This is a genomic window from Ancrocorticia sp. (assembly GCF_052089425.1).
Classification (GTDB): domain Bacteria; phylum Actinomycetota; class Actinomycetes; order Actinomycetales; family Actinomycetaceae; genus Ancrocorticia.
Genome location: NZ_JBQCZW010000027.1, coordinates 1 through 16,267, shown reverse-complemented (window position 1 = coordinate 16,267; position 16,267 = coordinate 1). Strand labels below are relative to the sequence as shown.

Annotated in this window: 13 protein-coding genes; 11 read left to right on the top strand and 2 right to left on the bottom strand. The window is 60.9% G+C overall.

The window, feature by feature from the left end:
- The first annotated feature begins 52 nt into the window (after positions 1–52).
- On the top strand, positions 53–2,344 hold the full coding sequence (locus tag ACTHV6_RS09010) for a RelA/SpoT family protein (RefSeq protein WP_441387048.1): 2,292 nt from the start codon (positions 53–55) through the stop codon (positions 2,342–2,344).
- On the opposite strand, the gene ACTHV6_RS09005 is transcribed toward ACTHV6_RS09010, so the two are convergent.
- Both ACTHV6_RS09005 and ACTHV6_RS09000 read right to left on the bottom strand, forming a co-directional pair.
- Complete coding sequence (locus ACTHV6_RS09005; protein WP_441387046.1) at positions 2,310–2,918, bottom strand: hypothetical protein; 609 nt, start codon at positions 2,916–2,918, stop codon at positions 2,310–2,312. The two genes, ACTHV6_RS09010 and ACTHV6_RS09005, sit on opposite strands and share 35 nt — an antisense overlap.
- Before the next feature lie 82 nt (positions 2,919–3,000).
- Positions 3,001–4,350, bottom strand: coding sequence for a DUF349 domain-containing protein (locus tag ACTHV6_RS09000; protein ID WP_441387044.1), 1,350 nt, complete (start codon positions 4,348–4,350; stop codon positions 3,001–3,003).
- A gap of 155 nt (positions 4,351–4,505) precedes the next feature.
- Between ACTHV6_RS09000 and ACTHV6_RS08995 the strand changes: the two genes are divergently transcribed.
- The 10 genes from ACTHV6_RS08995 to ACTHV6_RS08950 are packed head-to-tail and all read left to right on the top strand — an operon-like array spanning position 4,506 to position 16,010.
- On the top strand, positions 4,506–5,228 hold the full coding sequence (locus tag ACTHV6_RS08995; RefSeq protein WP_441387042.1) for an MBL fold metallo-hydrolase: 723 nt from the start codon (positions 4,506–4,508) through the stop codon (positions 5,226–5,228).
- A 58-nt stretch (positions 5,229–5,286) separates the two neighbouring features.
- The gene (hisS, locus tag ACTHV6_RS08990) at positions 5,287–6,606 is read left to right on the top strand and encodes a histidine--tRNA ligase (protein WP_441387040.1); all 1,320 of its coding nucleotides are present in this window, start codon (positions 5,287–5,289) and stop codon (positions 6,604–6,606) included.
- Positions 6,603–8,336: a dynamin family protein gene (locus tag ACTHV6_RS08985; RefSeq protein ID WP_441387038.1), complete on the top strand. Its 1,734-nt coding sequence runs from the start codon at positions 6,603–6,605 to the stop codon at positions 8,334–8,336. Before hisS ends, ACTHV6_RS08985 begins: the two co-directional genes overlap by 4 nt.
- Positions 8,333–9,895 carry a GTPase gene (locus tag ACTHV6_RS08980; RefSeq protein WP_441387036.1) on the top strand — a complete coding sequence of 521 codons (1,563 nt, stop codon included), beginning with the start codon at positions 8,333–8,335 and terminating at the stop codon, positions 9,893–9,895. The genes ACTHV6_RS08985 and ACTHV6_RS08980 overlap by 4 nt, the downstream gene beginning before the upstream one ends.
- Before the next feature lie 55 nt (positions 9,896–9,950).
- On the top strand, positions 9,951–10,994 hold the full coding sequence (argC, locus tag ACTHV6_RS08975; protein WP_441387034.1) for an N-acetyl-gamma-glutamyl-phosphate reductase: 1,044 nt from the start codon (positions 9,951–9,953) through the stop codon (positions 10,992–10,994).
- Positions 10,991–12,148: a bifunctional glutamate N-acetyltransferase/amino-acid acetyltransferase ArgJ gene (gene argJ / locus ACTHV6_RS08970; protein ID WP_441387032.1), complete on the top strand. Its 1,158-nt coding sequence runs from the start codon at positions 10,991–10,993 to the stop codon at positions 12,146–12,148. The genes argC and argJ overlap by 4 nt, the downstream gene beginning before the upstream one ends.
- Positions 12,145–13,077, top strand: a complete 933-nt coding sequence (argB, locus tag ACTHV6_RS08965; RefSeq protein ID WP_441387030.1) for an acetylglutamate kinase — start codon at positions 12,145–12,147, stop codon at positions 13,075–13,077. The genes argJ and argB overlap by 4 nt, the downstream gene beginning before the upstream one ends.
- On the top strand, positions 13,074–14,243 hold the full coding sequence (locus ACTHV6_RS08960) for an acetylornithine transaminase (protein ID WP_441387029.1): 1,170 nt from the start codon (positions 13,074–13,076) through the stop codon (positions 14,241–14,243). The genes argB and ACTHV6_RS08960 overlap by 4 nt, the downstream gene beginning before the upstream one ends.
- Positions 14,243–14,728, top strand: coding sequence for an arginine repressor (gene argR / locus ACTHV6_RS08955; protein WP_441387027.1), 486 nt, complete (start codon positions 14,243–14,245; stop codon positions 14,726–14,728). The genes ACTHV6_RS08960 and argR overlap by 1 nt, the downstream gene beginning before the upstream one ends.
- Before the next feature lie 40 nt (positions 14,729–14,768).
- Complete coding sequence (locus tag ACTHV6_RS08950) at positions 14,769–16,010, top strand: argininosuccinate synthase (RefSeq protein WP_441387026.1); 1,242 nt, start codon at positions 14,769–14,771, stop codon at positions 16,008–16,010.
- Positions 16,011–16,267: the final 257 nt, after the last annotated feature.

Below are 16,267 nucleotides of genomic sequence, written 5' to 3'. Positions count from 1 at the left end.
CATAAGAAGCGTGGCATGCCAGCTACACTATCTTCAGAAGAACGGGGGAACAATGAGTGAAACACAACCACGCGTCCGGTCCCGCTTGACCTGGCTCGCAGGGCGTAACGGGCCTCAGTTCCCTGCCATTCTTGAGCCGCTCATGCGTGCGTTGGGTACCGCGCATGTGAACAAGTCGCGGATCATCCACGCCTTCGAAGTGGCGGACGATTGCCACCGCGGCCAAACCCGCAAATCAGGCGAACCCTATATCACCCATCCGGTTGCCGTTGCCACCATTCTGGCGGAGATCGGGCTGGATGAGGATACGATCGTCGGGGCGCTGCTCCACGATACGGTGGAGGATACCGGCTACTCCCTTCAGCAGGTTCGTCACGAATTTGGCCCAACGGTTGAGCTACTCGTTGATGGCGTCACCAAGCTGGACAAGGTGGAGTACGGAGAGGCAGCTCAGGCGGAAACTGTCCGCAAGATGGTGATCGCGATGTCCAAGGACATCCGCGTTCTCCTCATCAAGCTGGCCGATCGCCTGCATAACGCCCGCACGTGGAAGTACGTGAGCCAAGAGAATGCTTCCCGCAAAGCGCGCGAAACGCTGGAGATCTATGCGCCACTAGCCCACCGCCTTGGCATGAACTCCATTAAGTGGGAACTTGAGGACCTGTCCTTCAAGGCACTGTACCCGGCCGTGTACACGGAGATCGAGCGGTTGGTGACCGAACGGACGCCCGAACGCGAATCCTACATTGCCGATATCAAGGAATCCCTTGAGAAGGAACTCAAGAACGGCCATATCAAGTGCACGATCACCGGCCGTCCCAAGCATTACTATTCGATCTACCAGAAGATGATTCTTCGCGGTAAGGATTTCGAGGATATCTACGATCTCGTGGGCATCCGCGTGCTGGTTGAGACGATCCCGGACTGTTATGCGACGCTCGGGATTACTAACACGATGTTCACGCCCATTCAGGGACGCATCAAGGATTACATCTCTGCACCCAAGTTCAACCTGTATCAATCCATTCACACCACGGTGATTGGGCCGGGCGGGCGTTCGCTTGAGGTACAGATCAGAACGTATGAGATGCACAGGCGCGCCGAATTCGGGGTGGCGGCTCACTGGCGCTACAAGGAGAACGTCAAACAGGGCGCACAAGAGGTTCCAGAGACCAGCGAGCAGGAGACCCAGCTGAACTGGCTGCGCCAGCTGGTTGATTGGCAGCGCGAAACGGCAGATCCTACGGAGTTTCTCGATTCGCTGCGCTACGAAATCTCCGGCAATCAGGTGTATGTGTTCACTCCCAAGGGCCAGGTCATGGAGCTCCCGGCTGGCTCCACACCAGTGGATTTCTCCTACGCCGTCCACACAGAGGTTGGGCATCGAACCGTCGGGGCACGTGTGAATGATCGCCTCGTCACTCTGGATCACCGCCTTGAATCAGGAGATTCGGTAGAGATCATCACCGCTAAAGGTGAGGATGCCGGGCCCTCTCAGGGGTGGCTCGAATTTGTGGCGTCCCAGCGCGCGCGCTCGAAGATCAAAGCGTGGTTTAAGCATTCGCGCCGTGATGAGGCCGTGGAGACGGGCAAGGATAAGCTTGCCCGCGCCATCCGCCGGAAGAACCAGCCGCTGCAACGGCTGATGAGCCACGATACGCTGCGCGGCGTTGCCCAAGATCTGTCCCGTAAAGACGTCACGGATCTATATGCCGCTATCGGGGAGGGTGCCATCTCCTCCGAAACCGTGGTGCGCCGGCTCATCACGTCTCAAGGCGGGGAAGCCGGTGTTGAAGAGACACTAGCGGAGGCGGTCACTCCTACTCGGATCCAGCACCGCCCCACAGCAACCGGGGATAGCGCCGTTGTTGTCCAATCAATCGAATCGGCAGACGTTCTGGTGAAGTTGGCTAAGTGCTGCACACCGGTGCCGCCGGACAAGATCGTGGGCTTCGTCACGCGCGGAAATGGCCTGTCCGTTCACCGGGCGGATTGCGCGAACGTGTCCGCCATGCGTACCGAAGAACCGGAGCGTTTCATCGATGTGGATTGGTCCGATAATGCCGATGCCGTGTACCTCGTTCAGGTTCAGGTGGAGGCGTTGGATCGTCAGGGTCTCCTGCACGACATCTCCAAGGTTCTGAGCGAAAACGGCGTGAACCTCTTGCAGGCCTCCATTTCCACCTCTCAGGAGCGCGTTGCCACATCGAGCTTTGTGTTCGAAATGGCCGATCCCCGGCATCTGCAAACGGTGCTGCGCGAGATGCGAAAGATCGAGGGCGTGTACGATGCCTACCGCGTCACGGGTTCTAAGAAGGGCGATCAGCGGCGGGTTCGTAAGTAAGAGAGCCAGCGGTTCCAGCCGCGCGGACGGCATCTGTTACGAGAGCATCGCGCCATTCGATGTACTGCACGAACTGGGCGAGCAATTCCCGCACCATCGGCAGGCGCTTCCTGCGCGATTCCATGTTCGCTTGGGCCACCAGCTCGGCACACGTGACATGCGCACCATACAGCTGCAGCAGCCCTTCCACGGCCTCATCCCATGGTTCCAAGAGGAGCAGATCGATGGCCGTTCGTGCGGGAGTGGTGACGGTAAGGCCGCCGATCCGGCGCGTGAATTGTTCGGGGACCGTGTGCCGGTAAACGGCCGGCGGTTTAGTCCGCTGGGGATGAGCTGCGAATACCTCGCGCATTCGGCCCCGCGGCCACCAGCCCGTATAGATCCAGCAGGCGGAATACGTCACGGTGACATGGCCGCGCGGCACGTACGGCGCTAGCTGACTGGCCCGTAAGGCAGGAGCTCCGGCCAGATCCGCCTCCACCACACGGCCGGGCGCCACCTCCTCGTACAACCCATCGTGCACAAGCAGGCGCTCCGTATTGGAAAGCTTGGGGGAGTTGCGCCACGTTGCCATAACATAGTGTGACACGGCTCAAACACATGTGGCCCCGACAATCCCCAGAAGGGATCGCGGGGCCACAGTGACTGTGGATATCTTAAAGGTCCTTCGTCACCTGTGCTAGCCACGCCTCGCGCGCCCCCTTGGCGTCTTGGAGTTCGGCAACCTTAGCGGAATTCCCCGCCGATTCGGCGGCTGCGATCTCATCGTCCAGCTCCGCGATCAGGCTCTCAAGCTGAGCGGCCATTCCATCCGAACGCTGCTTTTTCTGCGGATCGGACTTGCGCCACTTCTCTGCTTCGGCTGAGCGCAATGCATCCTCAACCTTGCGAAGCCGGCCCTCGATGCGGCCCACCTCATTGCGGGGAACCATCCCGATTGCCTCCCAGCGGTCTTGAACGCTGTGCAGCTTCTCGCGTGCGGCGTCCAGATCCTTGATGGGCAGTATCGTCTCGGCTTCCTCAACCAGTTCGACCTTAGCTGCTAGGTTCTCCTCGAACTCCGCGTCGCGTTCGGCGAAGTGGGAGTTGCGGGCATCGAAGAACTTTTGCTGGGCTGCGCGGAATTTCGCCCACAGTTTGTCATCGTCCTTGCGGGCGGTTTTACCGGCCTGGCGCCATTCGTCCATGAGATCGCGGTACTGGCCGGCCGTGGGGCCCCAATCCGTGGAATCTGAGAGGGCTTCGGCGCGAGCAATGAGCTTCTTCTTTCGTGCCACAACCTCAACGCGCTCTGTGTCCCGTTCGGCGAAGTGTGCGCGGCGGATACGGTCATACTTCGTGCGTGCCTTGGAGTAGCGCTGCCACAGTCCTTCTTCCACTGAACGAGCGATACGTGGCCCGTTCTTCTGGGCGGATTTCCATGCCTCGAAGATCTGGCCAAATTCTTCGCGGGAGTCACGCCAGTGAATGGTGGCTGGATCGCTTGAGGCGATCTCTTCTGCGCGTTCGATGAGTGCGGTTCGCTCCTCAATGGCCTTGGCCACCGCAGCCTCGCGTTCCGCCCGTACTTCGGCAGAGCGCTGATCAACCATTTCCCGCACGGTGGCTAGGCGGGTGCGCAGTGCCTCCACATCGCCGATCACAGCGGGCTCGGTGAGCTGTTCGTCCAAGGATTTCAGGGAAGCCTTGGACTCCTCGGGGGATACGTTGCCAACGCGCGATTCGAGGAGGGATACCTGTGCGGCCAAATCCAGATAGCGGCGCACGTAGAGGCCCAGTGCATCCTCGGTTGAGCCGCCGGCCGCGTACTGGCCAACGATCCGTTCACCGGAATCCGATCGCAGCCACACGTTTCCTTCGGAATCTACGCGGCCCCATGCGGCCGCAGCTGAGGCTGCCGCCTGATCAAGCGGAGCCGGCGCTGGTGCCGCATCCTTGGGCGCCACGGGACGAGGGCGCGGAATAGGGCGTGGCTTCGGCTTGGGTGTTGGAGTGGAATCACTCATGGGGAGCTCCTTGGTGGAGACGGTGGCACAGCACCGTACGTAACATTCTTCCGCACTAGTCTACGATGTTTTGCCCGGTCAGGTGACCTTCGCTTAACTCCTGTAGATTGGCGGCGCTCGTGGCAAATTCTCGCCGGCCCGTATAGCGTGGTCCCATGATCTTCTTGCGTTACTCCAATACGTTTATCGAGGCAAATTGCTACATTATCGCCGATGAGGGGACGCGCGAGGCCTTAGTAGTTGACCCGGGCGCTGGAGCGGCCGGTTGGGTGAGAGATACGTTGGCGGCCCAGAATCTGCATCTGGGCGCCGTATTGTGCACGCACGGCCATGGCGATCACGTGTGGGATAGCGCTGCCGTTGCGGGAAAAGCCCCCGTCTACATCCCGGAACCGGATCTGTACCGGCTGAAGAATCCCGCCGGTTATACGTTTGGGCACGTCAACATGTTTGTCCAGTACTCCGGTCACGAGTGGGAGAGGCCGATTGGCGCGGTGGCTCTGCCCGATGAGTTTTATGACGACGACGGGGCCGAAATCGTCCAGGGCATCACGATTGCGGCGATCGCTGCCCCGGGCCATTCCGAAGGGTCGTGCGTTTTCACTCTGACAGGACGGATAGCTCCTGACCCGCAGGCGGCGCGCACCCCGGAAGGTTCCTTTGGCTCCGCGCTGATGCTGAGCGGCGATGTTCTGTTCCGTGATGGTGTGGGCCGCACGGACCTTCCTGGCTCTGATCCTCAGGCGGCTATGCGGTCGCTTCGCCACCTTGCCACCGTGATTCCTCCCGCCACAATTTTCTTCCCGGGGCATGGACCCAGTTCCACCATGGGGAGGGAACTGCGCCATTCTCCGTTTCTGAAGGACGCACTAGGCTAAACGTCCCGCGTGTGTTGGTGCGCGTGGCACAGAACCAAAACGTGGAAGAATAGTACTCATGAAGATTGCCCCTCTATCCGGTTTCCCTGAATGGCTGCCTGACGGCCGTATTGTTGAGCAGCGCATTCTCGATACCTTGCGCCAGACGTTTGAACTCCACGGCTTTTCGGGGATCGAAACGCGCGCCGCCGAACCATTGGATCAGCTCTTGCGCAAGGGGGAGACCTCCAAGGAGGTGTACCTCCTGAACCGGCTTCAGGGCGGCGATGCCCACGATGCAGAACTCGGGCTGCACTTCGATCTCACGGTTCCTTTGGCGCGCTATGTTCTGGAGAACAAGGGCAAGCTAGATTTCCCGTTTAAGCGCTATCAGATTCAAAAGGTCTGGCGTGGCGAGCGCCCGCAAGATGGGCGGTTCCGGGAGTTCGCTCAGGCTGATGTGGATGTGGTTGGCGCGGATACGTTGGCCTTCCACCACGAGATTGAGCTCCCATTGGTCATGGTGGATGCACTCTCGAAGCTTCCCATTCCACGCGTTGTGGTGCGTGCCTCGAACCGGAAAGTCGCCCAAGGCTTTTACGAGGCTATCGGGATCGAGGACGTGGCGGAGACCCTCCGGATCGTGGATAAGCTGGATAAGGTTGGCCCGGCCGCCATCACAGAGATGCTGCAGGAGGGCGTGGGAGCCAACTCACAACAGGCAGAGCTGGCGCTTGCCCTCGCGGATATCAGCGGCACGGACGCCAGTGTGGCAGATCAGATTAACGCGCTTGGCTACACCTCTGATCTTCTTGCCGAAGGGCTTGAGGAGCTTGTGGGCTTGATCGAAGGGGCCAATGAGCTCATTCCGGGTGCAGTTGTGGCCGATCTGAAGATCGCACGCGGGCTGGATTACTACACGGGTTCCGTGTACGAATCCACGATGATCGGACACGAGGATCTCGGATCGGTGTGTTCGGGTGGCCGTTACGATTCGCTGGTCAACGATGGCAAACGCGCCTATCCGGGCGTTGGCCTGTCCATTGGAGTGTCCCGAATCATCTCGAGGCTCATCAATCAAGGCCTTCTGGCTCCCAGTCGCAAAGTGCCCACATGTGTGCTGGTGGCAGTCAACGATGAATCGGAGCGGCGCCACAGTGAGAAAACTGCGATGGAGCTGCGCAAGCGCGGCATCAGCGCGGATGTTTCTCCCAACAGCGCGAAGTTCGGCAAGCAGATTCGCTACGCGGACCGCCGGGGTATTCCCTACGTGTGGTTCGCGACCGAAGATGGCGAACAGGTCAAGGACATCCGATCCGGTGAACAGGTGGGCGCCGATCCACTGACATGGGAGCCGGTTGCCAGCGATCTCTACCCGGAGTTGATCCAGAACTCATGATGCTCACGGTGCGCGAATCCGATCCGGTCAAAGAACTGGAGGCCCTACACGCTGTGTTGGAAGGGCTTCAGTTCCCGCTCACTGCGCCTCACCGTGAACGCGGCCGCGAGGCGCGCGACGATATCGTGCACCAGCTCGAGGATTACATCATCCCGCGCTACGAGGCGCTCGAAGCGCCACTTCTAGGAGTTGTTGGAGGCTCCACGGGCTCGGGTAAATCGATGCTGGTCAATTCTCTTGTGAGGGAGGGAGTGGCAGAATCTGGCGCCATCCGCCCCACCACTCGGCGCCCCCTGCTGGTCCATTCGCCAACGGAGGGACCATGGTTCAACGATACGAGGATTCTTCCTCACCTGACACGTGTGCGCGGTGGCAGCAGCCATCCCGATGCGAACAATGCAGGGCTGATCAACGAGTTGCAAGTGAGAGCAGCGTCAGGGGTTCCCGCCGGAGTGGCGCTCCTTGATTCACCGGATATTGATTCTGTTGTTGAAGAGAACCGCCGGTTGGCTGGCCAGCTGCTCCAGGCTGCAGATCTCTGGATCTTTGTCACCACGGCAGCCAGATACGGCGATGCGATTCCGTGGGCGCTGCTGGATGAAGCGGCGGCACGTGACATCGTTGTGGCGGTGGTCTTGAACCGAGTACCGCCCGGGATTGGAAGCCAAATTCGGCCCGATCTTTCCGAGCGGTTGGTTGCCCATGGTCTGGGCGCGGCGCCCCTGTTCATGATTTCTGAATCACTGGATGATTCGGGGCTCATCCCAGAACAGGACGTTGAACCGGTTCGGACATGGCTAGCCGGACTTGCATCTGACAGAACAGCACGGGCCTCAGTCGCGCGTCAAACCTTGGAGGGCGCTGTGCGCGCTCTGTTTGATCAGCGTTCGATCATCGGCAGTAGTTTGGTTGAGCAATCGGATGCCTATTCCCGCATGGAACGTGAACTCGCGGAATCGTTCGCGCAGGCGTCCCAAGCAATGGATTCTCTTGTTGCGGATGGCGCAGTGTTGCGCGGAGAGGTGCTTCACCGCTGGCAAGAAGTGGTGGGCACCGGCGAGTGGATGAGGAAGCTAGAAAGCGGCGTTGCCTCCTTGCGTGATCGTATTTCCGCCTGGTTTTCCGGTGGAACGCCTAGCGGTGAGCGAGTGGAGGAAGCGGTACAAGATTCCCTCGTCACACTGCTTGTATCCGAAGCGGAGCAGGCGATCTCCCGGCTTGAGGCCCAGTGGATTGATCGGCCCGAATCCACCAATGTTCTGACGGCGGCGGAAATGACCGTGCGCAGCAGCGAGGAACGCACCGAGGCGGCTCAGGAGCTTGTGCACCATTGGCACCAGAGCCTCACTGAGGCCATCGGTTCCACGGGCAAGGACAAGAAGGCCACCGCACGCATCCTGTCCGTGGGAGTGAACGTTGTGGGTGCCGCACTGATGATCGTCATCTTTGCCTCAACCGCGGGTTTGACTGGGGGAGAGGTTGCGGTTGCCGGCGGTACTGCTCTCGTGGCTCAGCGCCTGCTTGAAGCGGTGTTCGGCGAGGATGCGGTTCGCCGCATGGCAGCCCGTGCGCGATCAGATTTGGAGCAGGCGGTGACCGAATTCTTTGCTGCCGAAGCCAGGCCATTCGAGGAGTGCTTGAGCGTTCTGGGCGTTGATGAAGATGCTCCGGCACGCTTCGAGGCTGCCTATGCGGACGTGGAGAAGGCGTGCGGGAGGAGACTGCGGTGAACACATTGACGTTGCCAGAGGCGATCCTGTGCTTGGAGAACGCACTGGGTGCGGCAAGCGGGCATCTGGACGATGATCTCGTGGCCGCCGGCCAGAATCTGTTGGTGAAAGTGCGCGGGCGCCGTGCAGAAGGAACAGAGCACACGGTTGTGGCGTTTGCCGGTGCCACCGGCTCAGGGAAATCATCACTGATGAACGCAGTTGTGGGAGAGAAGCTGGCGCACGTGACTGCGCGGCGCCCCACCACGTCCAGTGCCCTAGCCGTGACGGGTGTTCCCGTCACCGCACTGACTCGGTGGCTTGGGATCGAACAGACCGCCACCTCCACCAACTTGCCATCTACTGGGAACTCCCAGCTGGTCCTTGTGGATCTGCCCGATATCGATTCCACGGAGTATGCCCATCGCCGCGTTGCCAAGGATGTTCTGGCGCGTGCCGATCTGATCGTGTGGGTTGTTGATCCGCAAAAGTATGCCGATTCAGTGTGGCACGATGATTACCTCAGCGAATACCGCCGGCACGGGGCCACCAATCTGGTTGCGTTCAACCAAACGGACCGCCTAGGCCCACACGAGCTTCCCGATGTGCTCTCCCACATGGAGGAACTCTTTGCACTGGAGTCTTTTGAGGGCCGTGTGATCCCCACGTCCGCGCTCACAGGACGAGGAATCCGCGAGCTTCAAGAGGCCATCGGTCACGTGCACGATTCGAAGCAGGCTGCCGTTCGAAGGCTAGCTGCTGATCTGCGCTCGCAGGCCGAATCGATCGCCAAGGCTGTTGAATCGGAGGACGGCACTGTTCAGGTGCCGGAGCCTCTGGCGGCTTTTACACACGTATCTGATGCCGTGTTAGCTTCCTCGGGATCCAACCAGCTTGCCGATGCCGCCGCCGTGTCCTACCGCGAACGTGGTAAGAGGCGTGTGGACTGGGTGGGCACAGCATGGCTGCATTCCGGGGCTGATCCGCTGGGCGGAGACTTAAGCGTTGAGGAAAAGGTAGCTCCGCAGGAACGGCAGCTGGCTATTGCCCGCGCGAGTGTGCATCGTTATTCATCCGAGGCTGCGGCCAACCTGCCGCGCCGTTGGCGCCGTGACGTGGTAACTGACAGTGAAAAAAGCGCGGGTGATCTTGCCCGCCAGAGTGCCTCACTCGTGGCTGACGTGAACCTAGGCCAGAAGAATCCGTTCTGGTGGTATCTGGCCCTGATATTCCAATGGCTGATGGGGGCCGTGGCGCTCGCCGGGCTGGCGTGGCTCATCGTTTTATGGGTGAGCGCCGCCTTCCACATTCAGTTCCCCGAACCGCCCGCCCTTGGGCCGGTTGCCCTGCCCACCGTGCTGTTGGGTGTGGGCCTTGCTGCCGGGTTACTCGGTGCCCTGATTGGTCGGGCGCTGTTGGCGCGAGGGGCCCGCCGTGCCTCAGAACGTGTGCATGCCGGGGTGGGGCGTGAGCTGACCAAGGCCGCTGAATCCCAAGTACTTGTTCCATTGCGGCAGGAGATTGACGCGTACGGCGGTTTTGTGGAGAACATTCATGCGGTTCAAGGCCTGCGTGTGTGATAACTCATTGCGGACGAGACTTAGGAGTGATGCATAACTGCGTATAGTTATGCATATGACGTTACGGGTAGCAGTTGCGGGAGCAACGGGATATGCGGGTGGAGAGGCCTTACGGCTCGTTGCCGGCCATCCCGATCTGACGGTTGGCCCGCTGTGCGCTGGCACGGCCCGTGGCCCGATTGAGGATTATCAGCCACACCTTCAATCACTCGCAGGAATGCAGGTGTCCGAAACCCGGGCAGATCTGCTGGCTGAATCCGATATCGCCATCCTTGGCCTACCTCACGGCGCATCGGCGAAAGTCACTTCCGCTATCGAAGATCTGAACCCAGACTGCCTCATTGTGGATCTTGGCGCGGATCATCGCCTGGCCTCAGCCGCGGACTGGGAAGCCTACTACGGCACCGAAGCGGCAGAGCCGTGGACGTACGGCATGCCGGAGCTGATCAGGGAAGAAGGGCCCTCCCAGCGCGAATTGTTGGCCGCCTCCACGCGCATCGCAGCGCCAGGATGCAACGCATCGGCAATTACGTTTGCGGCGCAGCCAGCCATCGCGGCCGGGCTCAGTGAGGGTACGGGAATCGTCGCCAGCCTTGCGGTGGGCTATTCGGGAGCCGGTAAGTCCCTCAAACCCCACCTTCTGGCCAGCGAAGGCCTTGGCAACGCCGTGGCCTACGGTGTGGGCGGCAGCCACCGCCACATCCCGGAGATCGCTCAGAATCTTCAGGCCGCCGGCGGGCACACCGCCTCGCTAGTCATGACGCCGGTGCTGGTGCCCATGTCCCGCGGCATTTTGGCCACCGTGTCCATACCCGCGGCGGGAACCACTCAAGCAGATGTTCTGGAGGCCTACACCGCCGCCTATGCCAGCGAGCCGTTCATCAACGTCACGAACTCCCAGCCCGCCACCGCGAGCGTGCTTGGCTCCAACGGCGTGCTCATCTGCCCGGTGCTGGACAGGGACGGCGAGCGAATCACCGTCACCTGCGCGATCGACAATCTGGGTAAGGGAACCGCAGGCGCGGCGATCCAATCCATCAATCTGGCGCTTGGATTAGAAGAAACAACTGGTTTGACTGTGAATGGAGTAGCACCGTGAGTGTGAGCGCACCACGTGGATTCACCGCTGCGGGAGTTGCCTGTGGTTTGAAGGATAAGGGAGGCGAGGACTTCGCCGTCGTCGTCAATAACGGCCCTCTGGACGTAGCCGCGGCTGTCACTACCGCAAACCGTGTGTACGCGGCTCCTGTCCAATGGACGCGCGAGGTCACAGGGAATAATGCTCTGAAGGCGGTGGCCCTGAACTCGGGCGGTGCAAACGCGTGCACGGGGGAGCCGGGCTACGCAGATACGGTGGCAACGGCGCATATGGTGGCCTCCGAAATCGGGGTGAAACCCACGGATGTTGCGATTTGCTCAACCGGCCTGATCGGCGAGCCGCTCGATATGGACGCCGTGCGGACTGGGGTGCGCGAGGCGTGCTCCCAGCTGTCCGAAACCGGCGGAGACGCGGCCGCTGTGGCCATCATGACCACAGATACGCGGCCGAAAACTTCCGTGTATTCGGGCGATTACACGATCGGTGGCATGGCGAAGGGCGCCGGAATGCTGGCGCCGCAGCTGGCCACCATGCTGGTAGTGATCACAACGGACGCCGTGCTGGAAAAGGATGAGGCTGCTGCCGCCCTCAAGGTCGCGATGGGCGAAACGCTCGATCGCATTGATTCGGACGGCTGCATGTCCACCAACGATACGGTGATCCTCATGGCCTCCGGGGCCTCGGGCGTTCACCCCGATCCGGAGGAGTTCACCGAGCACCTCATCGCGGTGGCCCAAGATCTCGGAGAGCAGCTGATACAGGACGCCGAAGGCGCCACCCACGATATTGAAATCAACGTTCACGGCGCCTCCTCGCAGAACGCGGGCTTGGCCGTGGCGCGCGCCGTTGCCCGCTCCAACCTGCTCAAGTGCGCGGTGTTTGGCAATGATCCGAACTGGGGGCGTGTGCTGTCCTCGTTGGGTACGGTGCCTGAATCCGTGGCCCCGTTCAACGCTTCGGTGGTGGACGTGTCCATCAACGGCGTGATGGTATGCCGGGCCGGCGGCGTGGGCGAACCGCGCGAACTCGTGGACATGACGGGCCGGGGCGTGCAGATCGATATTGACCTCAAGGCCGGGGCGGAGGATGTTCGCGTGTTAACGAACGATCTGACCTACGGCTATGTTCAAGAGAATTCGGCGTATTCATCATGAGCGAGCTTCTGACCCGGCTGGCAACGGCCCAGCACAAGGCGGAGGTGCTTGTTGAAGCCCTCCCGTGGATCCGCGAGTTCGCAGGGCAAACTTTCGTGATCAAATACGGCGGTAATGCCATGGTGTCCGAACACCTGAAGGCCGCCTTCGCTCAGGACATCGTGTTCCTGCACCACATGGGCATCAAGGTTGTGGTGGTGCACGGCGGCGGGCCGCAAATCAATGCGATGCTCCAGCGGGTGGGGATTGAATCGGAGTTTCGTGGCGGGCTGCGCGTGACATCGCGCGATGCGATGGACGTGGTGCGGATGGTCCTGACGGGCAAGGTCCAGCGTGAGCTGGTGTCCCTGATCAACGAAGATGCCCCGTACGCGGTGGGCCTATCCGGCGAAGATGCGGGGATGCTGCGCGCCAAGCGCCGCACCGCAACGGTTGATGGCGTGCCCGTAGATGTTGGCCACGTGGGCGATGTGGTGGAAGTGGATCCGGTGGCGATCACCGATCTGCTGGACTCGGGCAGAATCCCCGTGGTGTCCACCGTGGCTATCGATGTGGCCTGCCCGCGTGAGGTCCTCAACGTCAATGCGGATACGGCCGCCAGCGCCATTGCCGTTGCGCTAGGGGCGCGCAAACTCATCATGCTGACGGATGTTGAGGGGCTGTACCTGAACTGGCCAGACAAATCATCGCTGGTGGATTCGATTTCCGCGAATGAACTGCGTGAACTCCTTCCCACCTTGGATTCTGGGATGGCACCCAAGATGGAAGCGGCCCTGCGGGCCGTGGATCGGGGAGTGAGCCAAGCCCACGTGATTGATGGCCGGATGGCTCACTCGATGCTGCTGGAAGTGTTCACAAACTCCGGCATCGGCACACAGGTCCAATGGGAGCCAACTGCCCAGGCCCACACCGAAGGGAGCGAGATATGAGCACCAACGAAACGATGATCAACCGCTACGAACGCGCCTTCATGAATACGTTCGGGGCGCCCCAGCTTGCGCTCACGCGCGGCGAAGGAGCCTACGTGTGGGACGCAGATGGAAAGCGCTACCTCGATCTGCTGGGCGGAATTGCCGTGAACGCGCTGGGCCATGCCCATCCGGCGATTGTAGGGGCGGTCCAGGCACAGGTGGGAACGCTCGGCCACATTTCCAACTTCTTCACGAGCACGCCGCAAGTGGAACTGGGTGAGAAGATTCAGGACGTGTTCGCCCAGTCAGGATACGAGCGGCCGGTCAAGGTGTTTCTCACCAACTCGGGAACTGAGGCGGTGGAGGCCGCCCTCAAGATTGTGCGCCTGCACAAGCCCGGCGGCCGCATCCTCGCCCTGACCCATGCCTTCCATGGCCGTACCTTTGGCGCCCTCACCCTAACGGACAAGCCAGCGATCAAGGACCAGTTCGCACCGCTGGCTGGAACGGTCGAGTTCGTGGAGCCCACCGCCCGTGACCTCGACGCAGCCTTTGCGGGTGGCAACGTGGCGGCCATCTTCATGGAGCCCATCCAGGGGGAGGCGGGGGTTATGCCCCTGCCGGATGGCCTGCTGTCCCACGCCCGCGCGTTGTGTGACGCCGCGGGAGCGCTCCTCGTGATCGATGAAATCCAAACGGGTATCGGGCGCACCGGCCAGTGGCTGGCCTCACGCGGGGTCCAAGCCGATGTGGTCACTCTGGCCAAGGGCCTGGGCGGAGGCTTCCCGATCGGCGCATGCGTGGGGGCGGGCGCCGCGGGCGAACTCTTCACCCCGGGCAGTCACGGCTCCACATTCGCAGGCAACCCGGTAGCCAGCGCCGTTGCCCTTGCCACCCTGATGCAGGTAGAGGCGCTCCTTACCCACGTCCACGATACCGGTCTCTGGCTCCGGTCTCAGCTGGAGGCCGCCGGATACGAGGTGCGGGGGAGCGGCTTGCTGCTGGCTATTGGCGTCCACGATTCCACACGCGTTCGTGACGAACTCCTAACGAAAGGCTTCATCACGAACGCCCCGAATCCCCATACAATAAGACTGGCGCCACCGCTCATCGTGAGCGAAAGCGATCTTGCCCCATTCACCGCGCTTATGGCAGAGCGCTCCCACGAGTTTCAGGAGGCCTGATGGCTGAAGCATTCATCCCGGGAACGCGTTCGGCACGCCAAGCCCTCATTGCTCAGATCCTTGTCAAGGACAAAATCGGCTCTCAGGCCGGTCTGAAGAAGCGCCTGCGCGAAGAAGGCATCTCCGTCACGCAGGCCACCCTGTCCCGCGATCTCGATGAGATGAGCGCGGTCAAGGTCAAGGACGCCAGCGGCACACAGTACTATCGCGTGCCAGAACCCGAGGAAGTCCAAGCCGCCACTCAGGGCGCCCGCGTCCAGCTCTCGCGCTGGGCGGCCGAGGTGCTCATCAGCGTCCAGCAGGCACGAAACCTCCTTGTGCTCCGAACCCCGCCGGGCGCTGCACAGCTTCTCGCGTCCGGCCTTGATCGAGCACTCCTCGATGACGTTCAGGGATGTATCGCAGGCGACGATACGGTCCTCGTCATCACCACTGGCGATGAAGCCGCCACAGCACTTCGAGAGCACCTTCTCGATCTGAAATAGATTCACACAGTTTTAACAGCAACCAGGCTAGGAAGTAATCATGGCACAGCATAAAGATCGCGTAGTTCTCGCATACTCGGGTGGTTTGGACACATCGGTGGCCATCGGCTGGATTGGCGAACAAACCGGCATGGAGGTCATCACCGTGGCCGTGGATCTGGGCCAAGGCGGCGAGGATCTGGAAACCGTACGCCAGCGAGCACTCGATTGCGGAGCGGTTGAGGCCTACGTGGCGGATGCGCGCGATGAGTTCGCCGCAGAATACTGCATGCCCCAGCTACAGGCCGGCGGCATGTACATGGATGCCTACCCGCTCATTTCCGCGATTTCGCGCCCGGCCATCGTCAAGCATCTTGTCACCGCTGCCCGCGAGTTTGGTGCCACCGTTGTGGCCCACGGCTGTACAGGCAAGGGCAACGATCAGGTTCGTTTCGAAAACGGCATTACCTCGCTGGCACCTGACCTGAAGTGCCTCGCACCCGTGCGCGATCTGGCGATGACCCGCGAGTTCTCCATCAACTACGCCAACAAGCATCATCTTCCGATCGAAACCACCCACCACAACCCGTTCTCCATCGATCAGAACGTGTGGGGCCGCGCCATCGAAACCGGCTTCCTTGAGGATATCTGGAACGGTCCAACCAAGGACGTGTACAACTACACCGATGATCCCACCTACCCGCCGCTTCCTGATGAAGTGACGCTCACCTTCGATAAGGGCATTCCGGTGGCCATTGATGGCAAGGCAGTCACCCCGCTGGAGGCGATTCAGGAAATGAACCGCCGCGCAGGTGCCCAGGGCATCGGCCGAATCGACATCGTTGAAGATCGCCTCGTGGGCATCAAGTCCCGCGAGATCTATGAGGCGCCCGGCGCCATGGCCCTGCACGTGGCCCACAAGGAGTTGGAGAACGTCACGCTGGATCGCGAGCAGGCGCGCTTCAAGCGCTCGGTCACCGATCGCTGGACGGATCTGGTGTACGAAGGCCAGTGGTTCTCCCCGCTCAAGCGTTCGCTGGATTGCTTCATCCGCGATACCCAGGAGTACGTTTCCGGCGATATCCGCATGATCCTGCACGGGGGCCGCGCCACCGTGACCGGCCGCCGTTCGGAGAGCTCGCTCTACGATTTCAATCTGGCCACATATGACGAGGGCGATTCCTACAACCAAGCCAACGCTAAGGGATTCATCGAGATCTTCGGACTCACCTCCCAGCTTGCCGCCGCCCGCGACGTCAAGTTCGACAAGGGCGAGGCCATGGGCAAGTCCAGCCTCAGCTAGTTCGTTTCACGAGTATTTAATAACGACGACGACGGGACTCCACGTACGCACGGAGCTTCCCGTCGTCGTCTATTCTTATGATCACAGCTAAAGCTAAAGTGCAACCGAAATACACCGACATCATGGGAATTGCTCGGATTGTGAGAAGTTTTCGAAAACGTATAGCGGGTAACTCGCACAGAGTTGTATGCTCACGTTCACAGGGGGGTGCCCCTATGTTGTTTGTCAAGCTGCGAGGACGGTTTCTGGGGATTCGT